This is a genomic window from Desulfonatronum parangueonense (assembly GCF_054656975.1).
Genome location: NZ_BAAHXH010000003.1, coordinates 4,112,560 through 4,137,460 on the forward strand (window position 1 = coordinate 4,112,560; position 24,901 = coordinate 4,137,460).

Annotated in this window: 16 protein-coding genes; 4 read left to right on the forward strand and 12 right to left on the reverse strand. The window is 57.6% G+C overall.

Annotated features, from left to right (window positions below):
• Positions 1-107: 107 nt before the first annotated feature.
• The 3 genes from ACYQ15_RS18405 to ACYQ15_RS18415 all read left to right on the forward strand — a co-directional run bounded on the left by ACYQ15_RS18405 (position 108) and on the right by ACYQ15_RS18415 (position 4,982).
• On the forward strand, positions 108-1,559 hold the full coding sequence (locus ACYQ15_RS18405) for a sensor histidine kinase (protein ID WP_459938952.1): 1,452 nt from the start codon (positions 108-110) through the stop codon (positions 1,557-1,559).
• 538 nt (positions 1,560-2,097) lie between these two features.
• On the forward strand, positions 2,098-2,727 hold the full coding sequence (gene rdgB, locus ACYQ15_RS18410) for an RdgB/HAM1 family non-canonical purine NTP pyrophosphatase (protein WP_459938953.1): 630 nt from the start codon (positions 2,098-2,100) through the stop codon (positions 2,725-2,727).
• A 431-nt stretch (positions 2,728-3,158) separates the two neighbouring features.
• A complete protein-coding gene (locus ACYQ15_RS18415) occupies positions 3,159-4,982 on the forward strand; it encodes an N-acetylmuramoyl-L-alanine amidase (RefSeq protein WP_459938954.1) in 1,824 nt (607 codons plus the stop codon).
• Between the two features lie 149 nt (positions 4,983-5,131).
• Here ACYQ15_RS18415 and ACYQ15_RS18420 read toward each other — a convergent pair whose 3' ends face one another.
• The 11 genes from ACYQ15_RS18420 to ACYQ15_RS18470 all read right to left on the reverse strand — a co-directional run bounded on the left by ACYQ15_RS18420 (position 5,132) and on the right by ACYQ15_RS18470 (position 21,133).
• Positions 5,132-6,259: an NAD(P)/FAD-dependent oxidoreductase gene (locus ACYQ15_RS18420; RefSeq protein WP_459938955.1), complete on the reverse strand. Its 1,128-nt coding sequence runs from the start codon at positions 6,257-6,259 to the stop codon at positions 5,132-5,134.
• Positions 6,259-7,077, reverse strand: a complete 819-nt coding sequence (locus tag ACYQ15_RS18425) for a rhodanese-like domain-containing protein (protein WP_459938956.1) — start codon at positions 7,075-7,077, stop codon at positions 6,259-6,261. The genes ACYQ15_RS18420 and ACYQ15_RS18425 overlap by 1 nt, the downstream gene beginning before the upstream one ends.
• Before the next feature lie 131 nt (positions 7,078-7,208).
• Complete coding sequence (locus ACYQ15_RS18430) at positions 7,209-9,263, reverse strand: response regulator (protein WP_459938957.1); 2,055 nt, start codon at positions 9,261-9,263, stop codon at positions 7,209-7,211.
• 588 nt (positions 9,264-9,851) lie between these two features.
• Entirely contained in the window at positions 9,852-13,559 is a 3,708-nt protein-coding gene (locus ACYQ15_RS18435; protein WP_459938958.1) for a response regulator, read from the reverse strand.
• A gap of 5 nt (positions 13,560-13,564) precedes the next feature.
• On the reverse strand, positions 13,565-14,464 hold the full coding sequence (locus ACYQ15_RS18440) for a transglycosylase SLT domain-containing protein (protein WP_459938959.1): 900 nt from the start codon (positions 14,462-14,464) through the stop codon (positions 13,565-13,567).
• Positions 14,465-14,542: 78 nt separating this feature from the next.
• Positions 14,543-15,472, reverse strand: a complete 930-nt coding sequence (locus tag ACYQ15_RS18445; RefSeq protein WP_459938960.1) for a transglycosylase SLT domain-containing protein — start codon at positions 15,470-15,472, stop codon at positions 14,543-14,545.
• A 207-nt stretch (positions 15,473-15,679) separates the two neighbouring features.
• Positions 15,680-17,056 carry a deoxyribodipyrimidine photo-lyase gene (locus tag ACYQ15_RS18450; RefSeq protein WP_459938961.1) on the reverse strand — a complete coding sequence of 459 codons (1,377 nt, stop codon included), beginning with the start codon at positions 17,054-17,056 and terminating at the stop codon, positions 15,680-15,682.
• Positions 17,057-17,258: 202 nt separating this feature from the next.
• Complete coding sequence (minE, locus tag ACYQ15_RS18455) at positions 17,259-17,513, reverse strand: cell division topological specificity factor MinE (RefSeq protein WP_459938962.1); 255 nt, start codon at positions 17,511-17,513, stop codon at positions 17,259-17,261.
• A 1-nt stretch (position 17,514) separates the two neighbouring features.
• Complete coding sequence (gene minD, locus ACYQ15_RS18460; RefSeq protein WP_459938963.1) at positions 17,515-18,321, reverse strand: septum site-determining protein MinD; 807 nt, start codon at positions 18,319-18,321, stop codon at positions 17,515-17,517.
• A 136-nt stretch (positions 18,322-18,457) separates the two neighbouring features.
• Positions 18,458-19,141, reverse strand: a complete 684-nt coding sequence (minC, locus tag ACYQ15_RS18465) for a septum site-determining protein MinC (protein WP_459938964.1) — start codon at positions 19,139-19,141, stop codon at positions 18,458-18,460.
• 444 nt (positions 19,142-19,585) lie between these two features.
• The gene (locus ACYQ15_RS18470) at positions 19,586-21,133 is read right to left on the reverse strand and encodes a PAS domain S-box protein (RefSeq protein ID WP_459938965.1); all 1,548 of its coding nucleotides are present in this window, start codon (positions 21,131-21,133) and stop codon (positions 19,586-19,588) included.
• Between the two features lie 407 nt (positions 21,134-21,540).
• Between ACYQ15_RS18470 and ACYQ15_RS18475 the strand changes: the two genes are divergently transcribed.
• Positions 21,541-22,209, forward strand: coding sequence for a DUF1028 domain-containing protein (locus tag ACYQ15_RS18475; RefSeq protein WP_459938966.1), 669 nt, complete (start codon positions 21,541-21,543; stop codon positions 22,207-22,209).
• A gap of 280 nt (positions 22,210-22,489) precedes the next feature.
• Here the strand turns inward: ACYQ15_RS18475 and ACYQ15_RS18480 are convergent, their stop codons facing one another.
• Positions 22,490-24,778 (reverse strand): molybdopterin-containing oxidoreductase family protein, encoded by a 2,289-nt coding sequence (locus ACYQ15_RS18480; protein WP_459938967.1) that lies wholly within the window; start codon positions 24,776-24,778, stop codon positions 22,490-22,492.
• Positions 24,779-24,901: the final 123 nt, after the last annotated feature.

Here is a 24,901-nt window from a genome sequence, read left to right on the forward strand (position 1 = left end):
GAACCTTGGCTGACTGAAAAGCACGCCGGTGCAATGCCGGGGCTTGAAACAAAGGTCAAGCCTGAGTATGTCGATATTATGTACGCAAGTATTCAAGGAGTGTCTCCATGAAGCGTCCGCGTATTTCTCTTGGGTGGAAGATCTTGGGGTTGATCACCCTGGTCAGCTGTATAGTCTTTTTCGGGTTGTTCGCCGCCAATTACTATTGGAAACATGCGATCACCATCCATCAGATCGACCGCCTGGGGATGCGGACATCCGAACTGCTGAGCATGGCCATTGATGGTCCCATGCTCCGCGGCGACAATGAAGGCACTCATGAACAATTCCGTGTCGTCTCGGAAATGTACGACGACATTCGGGTCTACCTGACCGACTTTCGGGGAAACATCACGTATTCCACTGATCCGGAAACCTTGCGGCACGACCTGCTCGACATTTACGACCATCATGAAGTTCGAGAAATGTTGGATCAAAGCCTGCTTCAGGGCAGAGACTCGGGTAAACTGCTTGAGCTCCAGGGCGACCCCTACTATCTGCGCGTTCGGAGCATTTCCAACGACCCGGGTTGCTTTCATTGTCATGGGTCAAGCCAGCCGATACTTGGAGCGCTTTTCGAGTTTCAGAATATGGACCGGGATTTTGTCCAGTTGCGAACCATGCAATTCCACGGAGGGCTCATTGCTCTTGTTGGTCTGGCGGTCCTCCTCGGATGCGTTCTGCTCTTTCTGCGATCACATGTTATTGACAGGATAGGAAAGCTCTCCCGGATCAGCCGGGAAATCCGCCAAGGGAACTATACGGCGGATTTCAATATCCAGGGCGATGATGAACTCAGCGAACTCGGCACCAACCTCTCCACCATGGTCCGCCGCCTCCAGGCAGCGGAAAAATACGCCGCCATCGGTGAATTCTCCACCTACATAGCACATGAGATCCGCAACCCCCTGTTTGCCATTGGCGGGTTTGCAAACACCCTGGTTCGCGCGCCCAACCTGGACGCCACCACCATGCAAAAAATCAAGATCATCCTCAGCGAGTCGAAACGCTTGGATGACATCCTGCGCATATTCATCAACTTTTCCCGCCCGCTGGAACTGACAATGAGCCGCTTCGACGTCAACGACGCCGTGGTCAAAACCTTGAAAGCTCTGGATGCTTCGGCTCAACAGCCAAAGATCCGCGTTCACATGCAGCTGGATGAGAAAATCGGTCAGATCATGACTGATCCGGAAATGGTCAAACAGTGCCTAAAGAACTTGATCAAGAATTCCATTTCCACCATGCCTTCCGGCGGAGAGTTGCGCGTTTCCACACGAGAGGACAAGGACAACATCCTCCTGGAAGTCGCGGACTCCGGCCACGGCCTGCCCAGCGAGGTCCTGGAACAGCCCTTCAATCCGTTCACCAGCCTGGAACTGGCCATGACCCGCAAGATCGTCGTTGATCTTGGCGGCGAACTTCAACTGGAAAGCAGTGAAACATCCGGCACCAGAGCAATACTCAAACTTCCCAAAATCATGACCCTGACCAGAAAAACTGATCAGGGTGCAGAATGATCGGATTATGATTTCCTCCAAATCATAATCCGAGTTCGCAATCGCATGAATCGAAATCGAAATCGTAATCGAAATCGATCCATTGAACATGCTACTCAGTACTTCGTTTGATCGTAAGCCCGTCCTGGATTCCGGCGTTCGCCGGAATGACTTGTCATGATAAGCCGGCTCCACATCAGCCATACCAATGCAAGCCGGCATGACCAACGTGAAAAGGGGTTGCTCCAATATGGCATTCCGGCCAAAGGAGAAACCCTGTGCAGGTGCATGACCAATCACCGGATGTGCTGAATAGCTACACCGTTTGCAACTACTCAGCTCTTCCCAGAAAAATCGGACTGATACCGGACTTCGCTGATATGACTGAACTTGGTAAGGACTTAGGCACAATACGTCACTCCGGCGCAAACCGGAATTCAGTGCTGGCGAGTGAGTACAGAATGTGTGCTGAATAGTAACGCCTTTTTTAAGATTTCGATTGCGATTTCGATTGTGATTTCGATTGCGATTGCGATTGCGATTAGGAAAAGGAGAAGATGTGGAAATTGTTATTGCTTCGCGGAACAGGGGCAAGGCGGCGGAAATTGCGGCTTTGCTCGGACAGTTTGATGTCCAGGTGCGAACCATGGATGCCTTTCCCGACATCGGAGACATTCCGGAGACTGGAACGACCTTCGAGGAGAATGCTCTGATCAAGGCGCGAACTGTGGCGCGGTTGACGGGAATGATCGCCATGGCCGACGATTCCGGATTGGAGGTGGAGGCTTTGGGGGGGGCGCCGGGTGTCTACTCGGCACGCTTCAGTGGACCGGATGCCACTGATGAGAGCAATAATGCCCTCTTGCTGGCGAAACTGAAGGGAGTTTCCCAAGAATTCCGGCAAGCCCGCTTTGTGAGCGTGATTGCCGTTCATGCGCCGGTGCAGGGCGGTAAAGAACTGCTGGCCCGGGGAAGCTGGTCCGGTCGGATCGCCTTGAGCCCGTTGGGTGAGCACGGATTCGGCTATGATCCGCTTTTTATCGACGAGGAGTTGGGGCTGACCTCCGCCCAGCTTTTGCCGGAGCAAAAGAACAAGCGCAGCCACAGGGCTGCCGCCATGCAGGAGCTGGCTCGTTCCTGGCCCGAATTTTTGCGGGGATTGCAAATGTCTGAAGATTTTATCCGATAACCAGCCGACCAGCTCGTTTCAAAAGTGGGTCATGGCAACTGCAACGGCCGCCAAGTCAACATAAAGATGTTGCAAACTCTTGACTTGGCACTGGATCGTAGTCAATCTGCATCTTGTCACGCGTTGAGGGATGAAGATAATCGTGAAGGATTACAGTGGTTCCTTTGCCGCGGCACCCGCAGCTCTTCTTTGATTTTTTTTGGCCCGGAATTCGCAATGCTTATTTGGTAGATGCTCAACACATTGCGACAAGCATGGCCTGGATGCCCACCTAAAGCGGGCATGACGTCCTTGGAAAATCGCTCTCAATCAGTCTTTCCGCTTAGTGGGATCCAGTTGCCAGGAGACACGCAGGTCGTGTCCCCCTTTTAGAGCAGTTACCTTTGTTGGCCTGATCAGCGTCAAAAAATTCCAATCAAGCCGAGGCGACTATGCCGATACGCCACCTCTTTCTGTTTCTTTTTCTCATAGGATTTCTGTGCAGCGGACCATTGGCGAGCGAAAGCCGAGCCAGTGCCGAGCGGGACTATACCAGCGGCTGGAACGAATTCCAGCGGCTACTCAAGGATCCCGTTCAGTCCAAGCAGCGTACCGCCTGGATTGCCGCGCGCAACATGTTCAACAGTGCGTATCAGAAAGCGCCGGAAGGCCCTGAAGCTCCAAAATCGCTTTTCTTTTTGGGCCGCGTGCATGAGGAAATGGGGCAACGCTTCGGACAGGCTGCGGATTTTACGCAGGCGGTGGATTACTATGGGCGGGTGGCTCTGCGGTTTCCCAATCACACATGGGCGGACGACGCCCTGCTGCGCAAGGCCAAGATTCATCTTGAGCACCTGAATGACTCAGCCCAGGCCTATATCGATCTGTTGTCCATCGTGCATAATCATTCCAAAGGCGACATGGCTTCTCAGGCCCAGTCCATGCTCCGCGAACTGGATGCCGCATTCCTGGCCAAAGTCAATTCCTCATCCCCAGGCAATGCCATTGCCGCGCCCGCGCCCACGATAACCGCTCCGGCAACCTCGTCCGTCGCCTCTTCCCAGCCCGACCCCATAGTTACGGCCGCACTGAGCGCTCCGTCAGTTGCACCGCGCGTCGGGAACTCCGGGTCTGAAACAGCCAGGTTGACCCAGGTCCGCCACTGGAGCAGTGACGAATACACGCGGGTGGTTCTGGATGTTGATGCCGAGATTGACTTCAGTCACAGGCTGCTTAATCCGGACCCGGCCCTGGGCACGCCCCATCGGTTGATGATCGACCTGCAGGGAACGGTATTGGGACCGGAGACCTTGCCGCAACTCCAGGTTGCCGACGGCATCCTGCGCCAGATTCGCACCGGCCAGAATCAGCCCCAGGTCAGTCGGGTCGTCCTGGATATCCAGCGTCTTGAGGATTTTCGGGTCTTTACACTGGAAAGCCCGTTCCGGATCGTTGTGGACGTCAGTGGAGCAGCGCAAAGACTGGCCGGATCTTCCGCGTCGCGCCCTTCCGGGCAGACGGCCCAGCAGCGTAACCCGCAGATCACCCCGGGTGCGGGAGGTCTTTCGGCCAGCCTCGTGGAGCAGCTTGGCTTGAAGGTGAATACGATCATGATCGACCCCGGCCATGGCGGCAAGGACCCAGGCGCGGTGGCCCATGGCATCAAGGAAAAAGACGTCAACCTGCGCATGTCCCGGATCCTGGGGAAGATGCTGGAGGAAAAAGGCTTTCGCGTCATCTACACCCGGACCACGGACGTCTTCATTCCCCTGGAAGAGCGCACGGCCATGGCCAACGCCCAGAAGGCGGATCTTTTCATCTCCATTCATGCCAACGCTCATCCAAATCCGAACATGAACGGTTTTGAGATCTACTCCCTGAACCTGGCCAAGAACAAGGACGCGGTGCGGGTGGCGGCCCGGGAAAACGCGGTCTCAACAAAAAAAATCAGCGATCTCCAACTCATCCTCACGGACCTGATGCTCAACTCCAAGATCAGCGAATCCAAGGAACTGGCCACCAAGATCCATGGCCGGACGATCCAAGGCATGCGCCGCACCCATCCCAGACTGGGGGACAACGGCGTCCGGGAAGCTCCGTTCTACGTGCTGATGGGCGCGAAGATGCCGGCGGTTCTGGTGGAAATGGGCTATCTGACCAACCGGGAAGAAGCGCGTTTGCTCAACACCGACGCCTATCTCCGAACCCTGGCCTCCAACCTGGTGCAAGGCGTCCTGGCCTACCGAGATCACATCGAACGGCACGCCAAACTGTAGGAGAAAACCTTAGCTGGAGGGGCTTTCGCCTCGCGATGCTCGTCGTCAGCGATGGATCTTACCAGAGAGTCAAGACGAATTGACTTTCAGCGCAACACCTCCCAAGACTTTCGAAATCGAAATCGAAATCGAAAGGCGTTCTGTTTCTCCTACGGCTGAAACTTTCGGATAAACTTGCGGTCGATGTGGTCCTTGATCCAGAAAGCCAGACGACCGCCGAAGGCGATCCTGTTCTTGTAGAGAATCCCCTGACCGTCTCCGATGTTGAAAATCAACAGGTAATTGCCTCCCGGATCAAAGGTTCGGAGTTCGCGGCCTTCCAGGCGGGCTTGCACATTGTGGTGCAGCACCGGGTTCTGGCGCACGGCGTAGACCCCGACCTTGTCCAGGGGCCGCGGCTGGAACGAGATGCAGTCCCCGCCGCCGAAAATGTCCGGATGGGCCACGCTCTGCAGGAATTGATTGACCAGAAGTCCGCCATCCGGTCCGGTTTCCAATCCGGAATTTTTGAACACGTTGGACGGACGGACGCCAAGAGCCAGGAAAATCACATCCTGGGGGTGGCGCTGCCCGTTTTGCAGATGAACTGCACCTGATTCCACGGCCTGCACATAGCTTCCGCCAATGACCTCGATGCCCCGACGTCGTAGAACCTCCTCGGCCATGCGGCGGACCTTGTCCGGCATGTCCTTGATCAGCCTGCTGCCGGTGAAGATCTGGACCTGGCATCCCTTGCCGCCGCGTTCACGCCCCACGTCCCAGGCATTTCCAGCCACCTCCAGCGCAGCCGGACCGCCGCCACAGACACCGATCCGCACCGTTTGGCTTTTGGCCAGTTCCTGGATCCGCCGACGCGCCGCCAGCAGGCGCTCGATGGGCTTGACCGAAAAAACTGCTTCGCCCGCGGAGTCAGTGTCCGCATTCCCGACGTCCCCGGATATGTCCCGTGGAACATGGCTGCCCAGATTGCAGCTCAGAACATCGTACCCCACTTCCCGTCCCGAGCGCAGCATCACGACATGACGGGCCGCATCGATGGCCGTGACCATGTCCTGGATGAACATTCCCCCGCGGCTTTCAACCATGGTTTTCACTGGAAAGCTGATTTCCTCGGGCTGGTATGTTCCTCCAAGCATTCCCGGACCCATCCCGGAGTAGTAATGCCGCTCTCCAGGGCCGATGGCCGTCACCGCGTGACCTTTGGCCGTCAGTTCGGGAATGGCGGCCATCAGGGCCATGTGGGCATGTCCTGCCCCGGCCAGGAGAAGTCTGCCCATCAGACATCCTCCTGAAGCCGGTCCATCAGATTTCCCAGATGCTGGAGATGCGTTTTTTCGTCTTCAGCCATCTGTTCGAGAAATTCCCGCACTTCGCCCTGGGCCTGCCGAGCAGCCCGGGAATACAGGTCCATGGCCTGGGCCTCGACAGCCATGGCAAAATCAACGATCTCCCGCGGGTTTTTCAGATCCACGCCCATCCGGTGCATGTGGTCCTCGGTGGAAATGCCGCCTTCCGGCACGGCTGCCGACGCGTGTAGGGCGTCCTGTTGCGCATTCTCGCCCGTCAAGCGTTGCGCCACGGCCTGCTGGTGCTTCAACTCGACAGCCGCCAGCAGGGTAAAGATCTTGACGGCTTGGGAATCGGCAACGGTTTCGGCCATGTTTTCATAAAATTCCCGCAGGGCCGACTCCATGCCGTAGGCCATGGACAGAGTCTGCTCCAGGGTCATGGACTCCGTGAAAAGGTGCAATCCCTGCTCGTATTCCCCGAAGCCGGTCCAGCCGTTCCAGCTCTTGAATCCGCCGCTGAGATTCAGGATTTTGTCAAATCCCTTTCCGGCCAGCATTTGCGCCGCGACTCGACTGCGACCGCCGATGGCACAGTAGACCAGCGTCGGCTTGGCGACATCAAGCTCATTCACCAGGTCCCCCAGCTGCCCGATGGGCATCAGCCGCGCCCCGGCGATATGTCCCTGCTCGTATTCGCCGGGTTGCCGAACATCCACGATCTGCAGATCCGGTTCCTCGGTCAAAACCTTTCGAGCCTGCTCCGCGTCAATGGATTTGACGGGTGTTAGAAATTGCAGCCAACGCATAAACTGCCCCTCCTTGCTGTTCAGGATTCTCAGCCTTCAATCGCAATCGCAAAGCTCATTGTTCAGCACATGCTGTGCATGATCATTTCCCCAACACTGGATTCTTGCTTTCTCTGGAACAACGAAACCAATCACAACGCAAAATCGATCACAATCTCCGTAAGATCCCGTTCGTCGTCGGCATGGACCTGGATCTGCGCACCCAGTGAATCCGCAATCAGCCGCGCCGAATAAGCTCCGAGTCCCTTTCTTTGGGCCTTGCCCCAGGTGGCACCTTTTTCCATGAACCGGGTGCGAATTTCCAGTGGCAGAACTCGGGAATTGACAATCCGCAGGCGCACTTTTTCCTGGTCGTGCTCCAGATGAACACTGACAGGATTTCCAGGGACGCTGGCTTCCAGGGCATTCTTGATCAAGCTGAAAAGCATGGAGTAGCAAAGCAGTTCCTCGGCCTGAACAACAAAGGGTTTTTGTCCGGGTGCTGAACTCTCATCAGGGTGGATGTGGATCATCTTGCCGTTGTTGATTTTCATCCGGATCAGGGAGCCGGCCACGGTCCTCGTGATGCGCTCCAAATCCACGGAATGGGGGACGACATGGTAGACTCCGCGCTCCAGCTTCCAGAGATCAATGGACGCCGAGACGGCTTCCAGCAGTTCAAAGCCGGACCGCTCGATGTCGCGGATTTTTTCCAGGTGCTCAGGAGGAATGTCGTTGGTCTTGACCAGTTGGCCGGAGTTTCGAAGGATGTCTATCAAGGGCTCTTTCAGGTCATGGCGAATGATCCTTTCCACGCTATCGCGCATGCTCAAGGCCTCTTCCAAAGCCTTGTTGCGACGGGCCAGATCGAACAGGGTCCGGCGCAGAGCAAGCTGGGTCTTGACCCTGGCCTGGACCACTGAAGGATCGAAGGGCTTGGGAATATAATCCACGGCGCCCATCTTCAGCCCTTTTGCCTCGTCCGCTTCCTTGTTCATCACGGTGATGAACAGAATGGGAATGTCGCGGGTCCGGGGATCCTCCTTCAACTCCTTGCATATGGCATAGCCGTCCATGTCCGGCATCTGGATGTCCAGGAGAATGATGTCCGGCAAAGGCCGCTTTCGCGCCAGTTCCAGGGCCTGGAGTCCGGACGTTGCGCTGAGCGTGACGTAGTTGTCTTGAAAGATGGCTTTCAGAACGTTGATGTTGATCGGCTCGTCATCAACGACCAGGATACGCTGCCGGCCGCTGCTGATCTCCATCTCCGACGGTACGGTGCCGACCTCGTCCACGCCATCCGAAACAGCTATCCTGTTTCGGCCATTGCTTTTTGCCCTGTACAAAGCCTTGTCCGCATCCAACAAAAGATCCTGAGGCGAGATCCCGTCACGTCGAGGGCTCAACCCGGCCACGCCAAGGCTTAAGGTAACCACCGGCGCCAGCGGGCTGAAAGCATGTGGAATCCCCAGTTCCTCGACCGTTTGCCGAATTTTTTGCGCCACGCCCGCGGCACCCTGTAAATCCGTGCCGGTGAGCACGCAAATGAATTCCTCTCCCCCGTAACGAGCCACCAGGTCAGTTTGCCGGGAAACCACGTTCAGCATGGCCGAGGCCACTTCACGCAGACATTCGTCCCCGGCGGCATGGCCGTAGTGATCGTTGTAAAGCTTAAAATGATCAATGTCGGCCATGATCAGGGCAATGGGATCTCCGCTGCGAATGGCGCGCTGCCATTCAAAATGAAAGAATTCCTCGAAACGGCGGCGATTGGCAATGCCGGTCAGGCCGTCCTTGTTGGAGAGGTTCTTGAGGATGTCCCGCTTGCGCTTGAGTTCCAGATGCACCCTGATTCGGGCCAGGACCACCACCGACCTGAAGGGCTTGGTGATGTAGTCCACAGCGCCCGTGGCCAAGCCGTACTCTTCATCTTTTTCTTCGGATTTGGCCGTGATGAAGATCACGGCTATGTCCCGGGTGTCCGGATGTTCCTGCAAACGTCGGCAGACTTCGTACCCGTCCATTTCCGGCATCTGGATGTCCAGCAGGATGATTTCCGGCTTTTTCTCGGCGAAAGCGCGTTTCAGGGCCTGCTCACCGTTCAAGGCCACACTGATCTCGTAATGTTCCTGGAGGATGGAATTCAGAACGTGAATGTTCGTTCGTTCGTCATCGACGATCAGGATGCGCGGCTTTTGTTCGGACATGGGGACTCCGTTCTGTAGTGAATGCGGCGTAACTACTCAGCATACCTTCTTCCTCTAATAATCGGTATTGAGGGCGGTATCGGTATCGAAAAAAAATGGAATGCCCTTCCACATGGCTTCGATCCCGATACCGACCCCGACTCCGACCCCGATTCCGAGCCAAACCCGGCAACAGCATTCGTATCGCCTGAATAGTTACAAAAAAAGGTAACTATTCAGAACATCCGGTGTTGGCCATTCACCTGCACTGGATTCCGGCGTTCGCCGGAATGACTTATCGTGGCAAGCTGCATCTATACAGTCATACCGGCGAACGCCGGTATCCAGATCTTTTTCGCAGATTTTGCTGAATAGATACAAAAAAAGTAGCTATTCAGCACATGCTCTATGATCACTCGCCAGAGCTGGATTCCGGCTTTCGCCGGAATGACGTGTCACATCACGGCCTTTCCAGGTTAAGTCATGCCGGCGAAGGCCGGTATCCAGTCCCGATTTTTCTCGGATGAACTGAGTAGTTATGTTAAATGTTACAATGCGGCGTTAAAAGTGTCGGAACAGCAACATGCATTCCGGCGGCGTCAACCTCCGTCATTCATTGCGAACCTTGATGTTTTGTTCCAACTCAGTCAATTGCGCCGCGGCGGCTTCAAATTCGAAATTCCGGACATTTTGGATCAACGCGGAGGTGAGGTCGTTATGCCGTCCTTGAAGCATTGCCGGCAAGCGTTCGACCAGTTCCTCGGACTTTGGGTTGCCGTCCTCAAGCAGCTCTCGCAGCTTGTGAATGGATTGCAGCAGTTCGCCATGATCCGTCGCTTCTGCCGGCGCTGTCGGGTCCGCCGGTTCCGCCAGGTTCGACGGGTCCTTCGGGTCCGTAGGTGACGCCGGCGATGGCGCAAGAGCCGACTCTCGGGCATCTTCTTCAGGCAAACCGGACAACGTGGTCATCACGGTTGTGAAGGCCGAACGAAACCGCGCAAAATCCGATGCCGGATCTTGCATGCCCGTCGTCTCCGCGGACCGAAGCCTGTCTTCCAGATCCTGGGCCGCGGCGAACAGCTCATTTGCTCCCAGATTGCCGGCCACGCCTTTCAGGGCATGTACGGTGCGTGCCGCCTGCTCCCATTGGCCGGATTCCGCAGCCTGGATGATTTTCTGCAGCCCATTGTTATGGCAGGCATGAAAATCCCGCAGCAGCTGCAGATAGAGCTTCTCGTTGCGGCGGAGTCTGGCCAGCCCGCTTGCCGCATCAAATCCGGCCAAATCGCCAGGCAAAAGTGAAGCTGGTGGAGGCGACTGTGGTGACGCTGCCGGTTGATCGGTCCGCGGCGAGCATGTCAGCTGCCGTTGCAGTGCGGCCTCCAGGACGCCGTCACCTGGTTTCGCGGTCAAATGGCGGGCCAAAGCGGCCAGGAGCAGGTCCGGATCAATGGGTTTCGCTATATGGTCGACCATCCCGGCATTGAGGCTCTTTTCCCGGTCTCCGGTCATGGCGTGGGCGGTCATGGCAATGATGGGAATCCGGGAATCATGTTTCCTGATCAATCTCGCCGCTTCGTACCCGTCCATGACCGGCATCTGGATATCCATCAGCACCAGGTTGAAGGCTTCGGTCTGGGCCATATTCACGGCTTCCTGGCCGTTGTTTGCCAGGTTCACGGTCAGTCCGAAGCTCTCCAGCAGCTCACGGGCTACCTGCTGATTGATGGGATTGTCTTCGGCCACGAGAACGTGGCCTGTCAACGATTCCGGCTTGACCGGCAGCACGTCGGCGGGGGAAGCGGTCAGCACCGGGGATGTGCTGGTGACGTGGCACTTCGTCGCCGAAAAAAAGCTGGTCAGGGTGTCGAAGAGCATGGACGCATTGACCGGCTTGAGCAGCAACCCGTCCAGCTCCTGGTCGCTGACCCGGCTGGTGACTTCTTCGCGGCCGTACCCCGTGACCATGATCATCACGGGCATGGCCGTGTTTCCCGGTGCGCTTCGAATCCGGCGGATGGCCTCGATCCCGTCCATGCCCGGCATCTGCCAGTCCATGAGGATCAGGTCATAGGGCTTGTCTTCCGTAATGGCCTGTTTCACGCTGCGCAGGCTCTCCTCGGCTGAGGACGCCGTGTCCACCAAAAGATTGAAGCTGACGAGCATGTCGCCCAGAATTTCGCGGGCACTGAGGCTGTCGTCCACCACCAGCACCCGGCGTCGGCCGAAATCCGCCCTGGTCAGGCAATGTTTCGGCCGCTCCTTTTGCCGGCCGAAGCGGGCCGTGAATGAAAACTCGCTGCCCTGTTCCGGAGTGCTGCGCACTTCGATAGTTCCGTGCATCATCTCCACCAGCCGCTTGGAAATGGTCAAACCCAGTCCGGTGCCGCCGAATCTGCGCGTGGTGGACGCATCCGCCTGGCTGAATGCCGAGAACAGGCCGGTGGTCTGTTCCGGTGTCATGCCAATGCCCGTATCCTGGATCGCGAAGCGCAGAGTCACCTCATCTGCGTCTTCCTCCACGGTTTCGACCAGGATTTTCACTTCACCGTGCTCGGTGAATTTCAGCGCATTGCCGGTGAGATTGGTCAGCACCTGTCCCAGTCGCAAGGGGTCGCCGATCAGGTCACGTGGGATATGCGGCGAACAGGAAAGCAAGAATTCAAGGCCCTTGGCATCGGCCTTGCCGGAAAACAGATTCGTGACGTTGGTCAGCACCGCTTCCAGATCGAAGGGGATCTGTTCGAAGTCCAATCGGCCTGCCTCGATTTTGGAGAAGTCGAGAATGTCGTTGATGATGCCCAGCAGGTTCTGGGAGGCGGTCCGAATCTTGGCCAGGTAATCGCGCTGCTGGTTCGTGAGGTCGGTCTTCAAAGCCAGATGGCTCAGCCCGATGACGATGTTCATGGGAGTCCGGATCTCATGGCTCATGTTGGCCAGGAAATAACTCTTGGCCTTGGTTGCGGATTCCGCGACCTCCTTGGCCTCCAGCAGATTGATGTTGGCCTCGGCCAGCTGGGCTGTCCTGGCCTCGACCAATGTTTCCAGACCGTGGCTGTGCTTCTCCAGTTCCCGTGCATACTGCTGCGACTGGGCAAAGAGATCGTGAATCTCACGAGTCATCAGATCAAAGGAATGCGCCAAAACGGCTACCTCGTCCTTATGTTCCGCGGGTGGATGATCTCCGGAAACCAACGGTGCGGGGGACGATGAGAAGTCGCCGGCATCATGTCCGGAATCCAGAGCCGATTCCGATGTGTCTTTTTGGCTGTTTCTTGTTTCGCGCCAGGACATAGTGAAATGGCGCACCGTGTCGGTCAGGGCGTGTATCGGTCCGGCAATCCGGCTGGAAAAGTAGGCGGCCGCGCCGATGCCCAGAAACAGGGTCCCGATGCCCATGGCAGCCATGTACAGGATGAGCCGGCGCACCGGGCCATCAATATCGTCCACCGCGGCCACGCCGATCAGCCAGACCGGCAGATCGCCCATTCTCTGGGAATCCAGCAGCAGCAGGGAGGTCCGGTCCGGAATCTCATCGATTCTGGTCCATGTCTGGGCCGAAGCCAGGAATTCCTCTTGGACGGGACTGATTCCGGCTCCTGTCTTGTCGATTCCGATTCCGCTCCGAATGGCCGGCGATGCCCGAAACAGTTGCTCCTGAGGCTGATAGGCCAGGCTGACAAAACCCTGGTTTCCGATCCGGGTGGCGCCGAACAGGGCTTGCCCCGCGGCATCCAGATTAACCATCAAGATCAGGTGGCTGTTCTCGACAGGCGTTCCCTGTCGCAAAATCAGCTGCTTGAAAATCAGGACGTCGGGGCCAGTGGTCCGGGGATCCGCCAAGGGCAGGGTGTATACCACGGGAGTACCCGCTTCCGCGGTGTCGAAAACCGTGAGCAGCGATCTTTTCTCCTGTTGGCCGAGCCGGCGCAGGTAGGGAGTATCTTCATACAGCATCTCCCCGTCCTTGAGGATCAGGATGTTTTCGATCCATGGCTCCTGGGCCCGGATCTGGGCGAAAAATCCGCGCAGGCTGGGTATGAACACCGAACTGAGCTGTGGATCGCCGGCAACGAACTCGACCAGTGGATTGTTCCGCCAGACATTCAGGTTGGCCTGACGGACATTGATGAACTCGGAAAAGATTCCGGTGGTCAAGTCCAAAGAATGGCGCAAATTCCGTCGGGACTCTTGCTCCAGCAATCCCGCGGCCCGGTACCCGGTTCCCAGCGAGAGCGCCAGGATCACCAGGAGCACGATGCCGGCGGTCATGGCCAGAAGCCGGGTCCGAATCGAATGCGCTGAGAATCGGTTCATGAGATTTATTGAGTCGCCTGGATCAGGGCGCGAAGTTGGTTCAGCGTCAGACCGAACTCCTCCTTCCAGATGCTGTTCAATGTGGAAGCTTCATTCAGGGTCTGCTCCTCGAAGAACCGACGTACCGCCCCCAGCAGCTCCGTATTCTCCTTGTGCATTCCCCAGCCGATCTCCTCCACCGGCCCGACGGGAAAGGCCACGCCCAGTTCCTGAAATCGGTTGATTGACTCCCACAGCGAAACCTCGACGTCCAGAAGGGTGAAGTCAGCAGCTCCGGACAGAACGGATTCCAGTTCAGCCCCGGGTTCGATCAGTTGCATCCGGATCGGATTATCACGAAATTCGTTCATGTTCTGTTCCTGAACCCAGGTATGCAGGCTGGTGTTCAAGGCCACACCGACGGCCATTCCGGCCAAATCCTGGATGGAAGTGAATTCGGACAACTGCTCCAGGCGCGTGATGACCATCATTCGGCTCAAGAACAGCGTGGCAATGTCCATTTTTTTCATCCGCCAGGCGAGCTTCGTCAAATGGGTGGGATAGATGTCGCAGAACCCGGTTTCCAGGTAATGGGGCGTGTATTCCGCATCGCGGACGGTTTGACCGGTGGCGTCATGAAACTGTTCATCCCACTCCAGACGATGGAAAACAGGGCGGATTTCCGGGTCCAGGAATGCGGCAAAGGCTGCGACCATTCTGGGAACCGAGCCGGTGACCAGACAATCCTCCCTGCAGGATGGATCTTGAAATGTGGCATAGGCCGGAGTGACGGGGACGATACAGGCTCGCAACTCTCCAGATTGCACAATCTGCTCGAGATCACGGGCCTGGGCCTGCCTGTCCGGAAAGAATCCCCAGGCCAGCATGATCAACAGGGTGAAAACAAGGAACATTCGTTGGACCATGACGGATTGCCCCTTTGGTAATGGCTCAGCTGTGTCCTCAAGTGTCATGGAAATATGCTGAGTCGTTTCCTTTTTGGATTATTCCTGGATTGACCCGAGCAGGCCGATGAACTGGTTCAGGCTCATGCCGTAATGGCGTTGCCAGATCTGGTTCAGTGGCGAGGTGTTGTCATAGCGTTGCTGTGAGAAGAAAAGCCGCACCGCATCCTGAAGTTCCGTATCGTCCTTGCGCAGGCCCCAGCCGACCTCGTTCATGTCGCCCACGGGAAACGCCATGTGCAGGGAAGGATACTGGTGACGGATGATCCAGAACGCCGCATCCGCGTCGATGACGGTGAAATCGGCAAGTCCCGCATCCAGATTCCGCAGGACCTCGGTTGTTTGCATCAAGCGGATGTCCACCGGATTGGCCGCGAATCTCGTACTGTTTTCTTGCTGCAGCCAGGCGTGGAATGAGGTGTCCGTTTCCACTGCCGCGATTTTTCCGCCCATGTCCGATGGGGCGCGAAACTGCTCCGAATTTTCTGCGTGAATCAGAACGATGAGCCGGTTGGTGAACATGGTCGGAATGGCCATCTTGTTGAGGCGCCAATCCGTTCTGGTCAGATTGTTGGGGTAGATGTCGCATTTGCCGGAAGCCAGTAGCGCCGGCGTATATGTTGCGTCGCGCACGGTTTTGCCGTCTTCGTTGAAAAACTGTTCATCCCAGTCCACGCGAACCGCCGTGATGGCGACATCGTGGCCGAGAAAAGCGGCGAATGCCTGTACTGCCTCGTAAACCGGACCGGAAAATCGACAGTCTTCCCGGCAGTCACTGGGTTCCGCACTGACCACGGAAGGGTGAATGGGAGCAAAACAGACCCGCAGTTCACCGCTGGAAAGAATCTCCTGGAAGGTACGGGCTTGGCCCTGGGTCGGCAGAAGAAATATGATTGCGAGGGCTCCAAGCAGGATCAAGCCGTGAACTGAACGGACAAGATGCGCAGAAAAACGGTTGCGGGTGTTCATTGCGGCTCCTTTGCGACCCACGCCGAGGTCGTGGGAGGGGATGACGTGGCGGTTGGGATTGCGTGTCGTGGTTGGGGATTGTCATTCAATGGTGGATGGAGGTTGCTGTCTTCGATGTTATGGGATTGATTCGATTTGGTTTTTTGTTCGATTTCGATTTCGATTGCGATTTCGATTGGCGATTCTGATGGAGGGCAGGGGGGAATGTCATGGGTCGGAGAAGCGTTGGATATAGGATTTGACATTGAACTTGCGGGCGCAGCCTTTGGCGTTCATGTAGCGGATTTGGCCGAAGATGGGACGTTCGAACCAGGGCCGGTCGTGGACGCCGCCGATGCTCCAGGCAATACCCGTATAGCCGTTGGGGTCACGGCCATCCAGGGAATACTTGTCATTGAGCAGGATGGCGATGGACATAGCCTCTTCGGGCGATGAGGTCCATTCCAGGATTTTTTTGGCCCAGTACATCCGCATGTAGCCGTGCATCTTGCCCGTGGAAACCATCTCCTTCTGGGCGGCGTTCCAGAGATCGCCGTGGGTGGCGGCAGTTTCGAACGCTTCCAGTTCATAGACGTGTTCCCGGGAGTCTTTCCGGTGCTTGTCCAGGGTCTTTTTGGCCCAGTCCGGAAAACCGTCCACCCGGTCGTAGTCCTTGTTGTACCAGCAGAAATTGTCCGCCAGTTCCCTGCGGACAATCAACTCCTCCAAGAAAGCCTCTCGCGGGGCCGGAGATTTGTTCGAGTTCATGACCTCCAGGGCCACGCGCTGGGCTGAGAGCTGGCCGAAATGGAGATAGGGCGAAAGATTGGAGAGTACGTCGGCATTGGGATCATTGCGCTGCTCGTATTGCTCCAAGCGGTGGTCCAGAAATGCCCGGAGCATGGTCTTCGCTTCTTCCTCGCCGGGTCGCAGCCAATCCACCTCAGGCACGTTCATGTCGACCTTCAGGCTGCTTCGTGCCTCCTGCCAGTCCACTGGAGGAAGATCCGGCATTGTCGCGGGGAGGGTTGCCAGGGAGGGATAATCGGTCAGAAACTCGTCCAGGCGGCGATGAATCTTGGGGCGGATGGTTCGGGCAGCGTATTCCTGCCTGGGTGACGTCTCCCAGCAGGGCACGATGTTATGGGCATCCACCTCAAAGACAGGGATGTCCACTTCGGCTGTCACGTCTTGCTTCCACTGCCGCTTGATGCGCAGCGGATCGAAATCCGTGACCAGCATTCCGGCATGGGTGTTGCGCAGGAAGTCAATGACGGACGGGACCACCTCGCCCAGGCGCAGGGCAAAGGCGATCCGGTGCGCCCGCAGTGAGCTTTCCACTTCGGCCAACCCCTTGAGGAGGAAGTCGTAGTGACGGATGGCGGCGTTCAGAAAGGTCGGGGAAAGGCAGAACAGAACGATCAGGGGGACGCCATTTTCCGCGGCCCGATCAGCCGCGAAGAGCAGGGCCCAGTTGTCCCGGACGCGCTGATCCCGACTCATCCAGTAGACAACAGGACCTGCCTTGGACCGGCCTGGGGAGAGCCGGCGGGTTCGGGCGGGATGGACATTCCGGAACATGGCAACCTTTTTGGGTTCGAACATGACGGGAGAGAGCTTCTGCCGAAGCAACAGTGCATGTCCCGGCCCTGTTCACCGTAGAACGTTCCAGCCTCTTGCCGGACCGGCGAGCCGTTGCCTGGAACGGATTCCCGGTCCGAGAAGAGACGAAAACTCAGCGCAACCGATTCAAGACGGAATCATCTTCTTTGCTGCCGTCGTTACCACTTGGGAGTCCTGGCCACTCTCAGGACTTGTTGTCCGGCAAGGTCACGTTGAATTCGAGAACTTCGCAATCGCCGTCCCGGTTCACATCCACATTGATGTTCTCCAGTTCGACATGCACATACTTCTGGACGACGAGCAGGATCTCTTGTCGCAACTGGGGCAGGAAATCATAGCCGGAATTCTGAGCCCGTTCATGGGCGACAATGATTTGCAAACGGTTCTTGGCGACCTGGGCCGTGGCCTTCTTGGAGCGAAAATAACTGAAAATACCCATCTCAGCCCCCCAGCAACCGCGAGAAAAATCCCTTTTTGGCGGGATTGATAAAGCGATGAGCCACGTCTTCCCCAAGCAGTCTGGCTACGGCGTCTCCGTAGGCCTGACCGGCATCGCTGGCCTCATCCAGGATGACCGGCTCACCGGAATTGGAAGCCGTCAGGACCGCCTTGGACTCCGGAATGACCCCCAGCAGAGGAATGGCCAGAATTTCCTGGACATCCTCCACGCTGAGCATGTCGCCGCGCTGCACCCGGAGGGGATCATAGCGGGTCAGGAGCAGATGTTCCTTGACGACTTCGCCGTTCTTGGCCTTCACGGTTTTGCTCTGCAGCAAGCCCAGAATGCGATCCGAGTCGCGAACCGAGGAAACTTCGGGGTTGGTGACCACGATGGCCTCGTCCGCGAAATGCATGGCCATGAGCGCGCCGTGTTCGATACCCGCGGGCGAGTCGCAGATCACGAAGTCGAATCGTTTGGACAAATCCTCGAGCACGCCGGCCACGCCTTCCTGGCTCAGGGCTTCCTTGTCCTTGGTCTGGGACGCGGGCAGGATGTAGAGGTTCTCGACCCGCTTGTCCCGGATCAGGGCCTGATTCAAGGTGGCGTCGCCCTGGATCACGTTCACGAAGTCGTAGACCACCCGGCGCTCGCATCCCATGATCAAATCCAGATTGCGCAGGCCCACGTCGAAATCGAGAACCGCGGTTTGAAAGCCACGCCGAGCCAGACCGGTGGCCAGCGAAGCGCTGGAAGTGGTTTTTCCCACACCTCCCTTGCCTGATGTGACAACGATTATCTTCCCCACACTTCCTCCTGATCAAGGCCTGTTCAAGGCGTCATAATGTTTTGTATTGTTGTCGCGTAAAACCGCGTCGGGGCAAAACCGGATAAATATGGGCATGTATTGCATGAATGGATCCGTAACCTGACATTCTCGCCGGTCAAATGATGTCGATCAGCAGTTGCTGTCCTGCAAGACGGATCTGAACGGCTTGGCCGAGCATGTTCTGGGGCAAATCCTCGCTGACCTGGTAGAATCCGGCCACGGAAACCAGGTCCGCACGCAGTTCCTTGCAGAAGATGCGGGCGTTCTCGTTGCCCATGACGCCTGCCAGGGCGCGACCGCGCAACGGGGCGTAGATGTGCACGTTGCCGTCCGCGATGACTTCGGCGCCCGGTCCAACCGAGGCCAGGACGATCAGATCCCGGCCCTTGGCGTAGATCTGTTGCCCGGAGCGTACCGGTTTTTCCACCAGCATGGCGTGCTGATTGATGGAGGGGCAGATTGGTTCCTCTACTGAAGCCCGGGGCGCGGTCTGCTTGCCGATGGCGAAGACGCCGAGATGGAGATTCGGAGCAAGCCGCTCATGGTACTCATTGCCGCCTTGGATGCCCACGGGCATCATCCCCTTGTCGCGCAAGGCGCGGACCAGCCCGGACAGGTTGATGCTTTCCCGCAGTTCGCCGAGTGCGCTGAGATCGACGATGACGGCCATATTCCGAAAAAATTCCGGCGTCTGGCTGAGACGGTCGTCCACATCGGTCAATAATTCATCCAGGTCCGGGGTCAATGGACGGAAGAGGGTACATGGCGCGACTTTGCCTCTGATTTCAAACGCAGGCATGAAGTGGTCCTCGATATCCGCGAAGGGCGATACGTTCCGCTTGGTGGGAATGTCCGTGCTTGGTCATGGATGCAAGGTTTACAGCGGGACGGGCTTGAATACAAGCCCGGCAAGGCACATTCGATCCGGCCAAAAAAGGGTAAATCAGCCGGGAGAAAAAGTCTGCCCTGGCTGCTGTTCCTGGCGGAGTGGGAGGAGAAGGATTGGTAGTTGGAGGGTGTGTAACTATTCAGCAAATTTAGAAAAAAGACCTGGATACCGGCCTTCGCCGATATGAATGACGTGAAAACGGGTTTTTTTAGTATGTCATTCCGGCGGAAGCCGGAATCCAGTGCGGGTTTATGACCATACGGATGATGTGCTGAGTAGTTACGAGAGTGTTTTTGAAGGAAATGTTGTGATGTCCGTCACGGTATGTTCAGCAAGGTGCTCCGGCTTTTTTCCTCAAGGACCCTTGAAGTGGATAGGCGGCATGGTCACTGGGATGGGCAGTGTGAACGGCAAAACGACATGCACCCTGGTCCCCTCGCCCGCCATGCTGTCCACGCAAACATCGCCGCCCATCAAATGCACGAGTCTCTTGACGATGGCCAGCCCCAGCCCAGCTCCCTGGTAGCAGCGGGTGTAGGAACCATCCACCTGCACAAAAGGCTTGAACAGGTCTTTGAGATTTTCATGGGGAATTCCAATTCCGTTGTCGGATACGCTGAACAGCAAGCGCAGGTCGCCGTTTCTGGCGGGGGAGAGGGGAAGCATTTGGACATGAACGACTCCCCGTTCGGAAAATTTCAGGGCATTGCCCACCAGATTGAAAAGGATCTGTCGGATACGAACTTCGTCGCCGATGACTCGCTCAGGTGTGGAAGGGTCGACAATGCACTCCAGGGCGATGCTTTTGTCCCTGGCCGTGACCGTGAACAATTCCACTACGGATTCGCCAAGTTCAGCGACCTGGAATTCAGCGGGATGTATTTCCATCTTGCCGGCTTCCACCCTGGACAGGTCCAGGATATCCGTGAGCAGTCTGGTCAGCCTGTCGGCGGAAATCATTGCCAGTTGCACGTATTGCGTCTGTTCGCTGTCCAGTTGCGTAGTCCGCAGAAGCTGCATCATGCCCATGATTCCGCTGAGCGGAGTCCGGATTTCATGGGACATGTTGGCCAGAAATTCCGACTTGGCCTGGTTGGCGGCTTCGGCCTGTTCCTTGGCCAGGACCAAAGCCTTTTCGGCACGTTTCCGCTCGGTGATGTCGCGAAACTCGACCACCCGGACCATTTTGCCCTTGTATGGAATGTTCCGCGCCTCCAGGCGGATGGGGTATTCTTCCCTGTTCTTGCGGACTCCGATCGCCTCATAGGGCTTTTCATACCCGGTGTGGATCCTGTTCACCACCATGTTCCGGGTCTTTTCGGAGATGAGCAGCAGGCCGTTCATCCCGATCAGTTCCTCGAGGGAATAGCCGGTGATTTCGGACAATCCCTGGTTGCACTCCAAAATGATGCCCTGATCATGGATGGCGATGCCGCCGAACGAGGCATTATGCAGGGCCTTGAAGCGGGCTTCGCTCTCCCGCAAATCCAGTTCGATCCGCTTGCGGTTGGAAATGTCGGTGTAGAAGCCCTGGTAGGCAACGATCTTTCCGGTCTCGTCACGCACGGCCTGTGCGGTGCGGGAACACCAGAACAATGTTCCATCCCGGCGACGCAGTTGGAATTCGTGATTGACCACTTCTCCGTGCTCTTCCATCAGACACATGAATTCCAGTCTGTCGGCGGGATTGACGTACTGTTGACTGCCGATGTCCGTGATCGAGTCCATCAACTCCTGCGGGGAGTCGTATCCAAACATGCGGACTGTCGCGGAATTCGCCGAGATGTAGCGCCCTTCGGGCGTGGAGGTGAAGATACTGATGGGAACCCTTCTCAGTACATCCCGGACGTCGATGCCGGGAGCAAAGCCGCTGTCGTCTGCGTAGGTCAATGATTCGGACATGCTGTCATGGTCTCCCTGAAGAGCATAACTTGCCCTTGATGATTGTTGTTACGCAAAACCTAGGCAACCCGGACCAATTCCCGTGGTTCACTTCAGTTGAGAGTGGTTGTAAACGAAGTAAGATTCGGCTGAATGTGTTCGTACAATCATATTCCATCGGATGGCAAGGATTATACATCCCAGGTCCGGAAACAGACATCGTTTCGGATGGATTTCGGCCGACTTGCGTTCATGATCATCCGTCCTATTGTTTTTAATTGGCGTCCGCGCCTCATGCCGTATACGTCGCGACTGTTCTTGCTGGACATCGTCGTCAGAATGGCGAACTGAAAGCTGTGTCTTTCATGACCGTCATTTTCTTCGGGCGGACATTTTAGAAGTTGCGCCACTCATGCAAAGGAGACTCCATGACCCTATCCATCGTTGCCCACTGTCCTCGAACCGGCCAATTCGGGGTAGCCGCGGCCACCGCCATGCCGGCTGTCGGCAAGCTGTTGACGCATGCAGCTCCCCGTATCGGCGCTATTGCAACGCATGCGCGCATTAATCCCTATCTCGGTATCGACGGCTTGGTATTGCTGCGCCGTCGTCTTGCGGCGCTCGACGTGTCTGAGCTGCTCCGGCGGTCGGACCCGTTGATCCAGACCCGACAATTTGCCGTGCTGGACATGGCCGGCCGGGCCGTGGCTTTTACCGGGACGGAATGCCCGGCCTGGGCCGGTCATCGTGAAGATGAGGGCTTTTCGGTCCAGGGCAACCGCCTGGCCGGAGCGCAGGTGGTGGACGCCGCGGTGGAGTCGCTTCAAAAAACCGGGAATTTGGAGGAACTCGATCTGGCGGCACGCTTGGTCGCGGCCCTGGAGGCGTCCGAGGCCGCGGGAGGTGATGTGAAGGGAGAGGATTCCGCGACCATCTATGTGGTGGACACCGAGGAGTATCCCCTCTGGGATATCCGGGTGGATCTGCACGACGACCCGGTGGCCGAGTTGCGCCGGCTGCATGACATCTTTCGAGAACGGCTGCTGGAGAAGATTCTGGCCATGCCCACCCGCAGACATCCCGCGGGCATGCTATAATCGCGCTGCAACCAGCCACCGCTGCAAGTTCAGAACAATTGAATCGGCGTAACTATTCAGCTTGATAAGAGGTATCTTTCAAAGCTTGTGGCAAGCATGACCTGGATTCCCGCCTTCGCGGGAATGACTTTGTTTTTCATGCCGTCGCTGAGTCAGTCATACCCGCGAAGGCGGGTATCCAGCCCGCTGATTTTCGGATGAGCTGAGTGGATACGAATCGGTTCACGAACTAAAGCCGCCCCTGTCGGACCTGAACGCCCGGCAGGGGCGGCATTTTGTATCAGGCCTTTTCAATCCTGCACATCAAAGCTGAAAACGGCCAGGAACCGATTTCCGGGCTGCAGAATTCCGGCTCCATGGGGCAGAGCATGTTGATGTTGGACTCGAAGACCCCGAACAGCTCGGGAAGGGCTTCCCGGCGTTCCGGGAACCACCAGCCGTGCTGGGCGTCCACCATCCGGGGGTGGATGCGTCCCGAGGTGCGCAGGCGCATCCGGGCCTTGCCCCTGGGCGAGACGACATTGACCCACTGCCCGTTCTCCAGCCCCATTTCCGCGGCCGTATCCGGGTGCAGGAGCACCAGGGGATCCGGGACCTGCTTGCGCGCGGACTCGATCTGGCGCTGCTCCGAATGGTACATGGGCATGAACCGGCTGCCGGTGATCAGGATCAGGGGGAACTCGGCCACCAGCTCCGGATCGCCCAGGGGGCTCCAGAGCGGTTCCTTGTACCTGGGCAGAGGGTCGTTGCCCAGTTCCTCGAAAATGGAGGAGTACAGCTCCACCTTGCCCGAAGGCGTGCCGAATCCGGATTGCTCATAGCGCTTGAACTCCGGCGTTCCGAAAAATCCGTACTGCTCGGTGAGCTGCTTGAAGGTCAGGCCCGTGGGCTCCAGGCGGAAATCGCAGGCCTGTTCCAGGGTTTCCCAGGGCCACTGGTCTTCCTGGCCCAGGCGCAGACCCAGGCCGCGGTAGAACTGGTAGGTGTCCTTGCGTTCGAACATTGGCTCGATGCCCGGAGGACAGGCCATGCAGAATCCGCCGGTGACCCACAGCTCGGGCTGTTCCACCGTGGTGGCCGAGGGAAAGACGTAATCGGCCAGGGCAGCGGACGGGGTCATGTAGTATTCCATGACCACGTACAGCTCCAGGGCGGTCAGGGCATCGAAGACCATTTTCGGGTCCGGAAACGAAAGCATGGGATTGCTGGCCACGGACATCATGGCCGTGACAGGGTAGGGCTTGCGGGTGATGGCCGCCTGGAACACGTCCCGGGCATGGGCCACGCAGGTCCGGTACATGGACGGCGGGTTGACCTGACCCTTGGGCAGCTTCCGGTTGTTGGCCAGGTTGCGCTCCCAGCCCGGAAATCCGAAGAAGGGATAGGTGTCCGCGCCAAGCTGCTTGGCCCGTTGTTCCGGCCCGATGGCCTCGGCGGCCACCAGGTCGAACTCGCCGCGTACCCGGGCCACTTCCGGAGTCTGGCCGAAGGTTTCCCCGCCCTGGATTTCCAGGTTGCCGGTGATGGCCCGCAGGATGGCCCGGGCCCGGGCGCATTGATTGGAATTCACCCCCTGCTTGTCCAGACCGTAGGCATAGGGCAGCTGGGCCGGCTTGGTCGTGGCGTAGATTCGGGCCGCGGCCGTGATCTGCTCCACCGGGACCCAGGTGATCTCGCTGACCTTTTCCGGGGTGTATTCCCGCACCGCGTCCCGAAGCTCGTCAAACCCCACGGTCCAGTTTTCCACGAAATCCTTGTCGTACAAATCCTCCTCGATGATCAGCCGGATCCAGCCCAGCATCAGAGCCAGGTCCGTGCCCGGTCGGATCTGCAGCCACATGTCCGCCAGGGCGACCTCGTCGATCTCCCGGGGATCGACCACGATGATCGTGGCCCCCTGCCGGCTGGCCGCCTGCACGCCCGGCCAGGCCTGGATCGGCGAGGAATTGGCCGAGGCCCGGCCCCAGATCACCAGGCACTTGGCCTGCCTGGGGTTGCCCCGGGCCATGCCGCCGTAGGTGGCGAACTCCGTGGCGTAGGACGGACACATGCAGATGTTGTTCGCCCCGCAGATGTTGGGCGAGCCGAACAGGTTGTAGAACCGCCGGCAATCCCAGTGGTGGGTGCGGCTGGTGCCGTGGGTGAAGCCCAGGGTTTCCGGACCGAATTCATCCCGCAGGCGGGCCAGCTTCTCCGCCACCTCGTCCAGGGCCTGGTCCCAGGAAACCCGCTCCCACTTGCCTTCGCCCCGCGCGCCGACGCGCTTGAGGGGATAATTTATCCGGTCCGGATGATGGATATGCTCGGCCATGAGCAGACCGCGTTCGCAGATCAGCCCGCGGGTCACCGGATGGTCCGGATCGCCGCTGACTTCGAGGACCTTGCCGTTTTTCATGTGCAGCAGTATCCCGCAACGGGGATGACACAGCCCGCAGTAGCTGCGCCGGACCTCGTCCCGGTTCCCCGGACCCGCCGCGGCATCGTAGGCGTACAGCGGAATTCCGCCCAGGGCCAAGGACGACGTGACCAGGGCCGAATAGTGCAGAAATTTTCGTCGATTGATTTGCATGATTCCTCCGGTGTTGAAAGGATGGGGGAAAGATGGTCGCTATTCAAAATACTCTGCCGTAGCCGAGATTGGACATCGGTATCTGATCGGTATCGGTATCGGTATCGGTATCGGTATCGGAAT

Coding starts and splice junctions, on each gene's coding strand:
- ACYQ15_RS18405 (WP_459938952.1), top strand. CDS start 108: ATGAAGCGTCCGCGTATTTCTCTTGGGTGGAAGATCTTGGGGTTGATC.
- ACYQ15_RS18415 (WP_459938954.1), top strand. CDS start 3,159: ATGCCGATACGCCACCTCTTTCTGTTTCTTTTTCTCATAGGATTTCTG.
- ACYQ15_RS18420 (WP_459938955.1), bottom strand. CDS start 6,259: ATGGGCAGACTTCTCCTGGCCGGGGCAGGACATGCCCACATGGCCCTG.
- ACYQ15_RS18425 (WP_459938956.1), bottom strand. CDS start 7,077: ATGCGTTGGCTGCAATTTCTAACACCCGTCAAATCCATTGACGCGGAG.
- ACYQ15_RS18430 (WP_459938957.1), bottom strand. CDS start 9,263: ATGTCCGAACAAAAGCCGCGCATCCTGATCGTCGATGACGAACGAACG.
- ACYQ15_RS18435 (WP_459938958.1), bottom strand. CDS start 13,559: ATGAACCGATTCTCAGCGCATTCGATTCGGACCCGGCTTCTGGCCATG.
- ACYQ15_RS18440 (WP_459938959.1), bottom strand. CDS start 14,464: ATGGTCCAACGAATGTTCCTTGTTTTCACCCTGTTGATCATGCTGGCC.
- ACYQ15_RS18445 (WP_459938960.1), bottom strand. CDS start 15,472: ATGAACACCCGCAACCGTTTTTCTGCGCATCTTGTCCGTTCAGTTCAC.
- ACYQ15_RS18450 (WP_459938961.1), bottom strand. CDS start 17,056: ATGTTCGAACCCAAAAAGGTTGCCATGTTCCGGAATGTCCATCCCGCC.
- minE (WP_459938962.1), bottom strand. CDS start 17,513: ATGGGTATTTTCAGTTATTTTCGCTCCAAGAAGGCCACGGCCCAGGTC.
- minC (WP_459938964.1), bottom strand. CDS start 19,141: ATGCCTGCGTTTGAAATCAGAGGCAAAGTCGCGCCATGTACCCTCTTC.
- ACYQ15_RS18470 (WP_459938965.1), bottom strand. CDS start 21,133: ATGTCCGAATCATTGACCTACGCAGACGACAGCGGCTTTGCTCCCGGC.
- ACYQ15_RS18475 (WP_459938966.1), top strand. CDS start 21,541: ATGACCCTATCCATCGTTGCCCACTGTCCTCGAACCGGCCAATTCGGG.
- ACYQ15_RS18480 (WP_459938967.1), bottom strand. CDS start 24,778: ATGCAAATCAATCGACGAAAATTTCTGCACTATTCGGCCCTGGTCACG.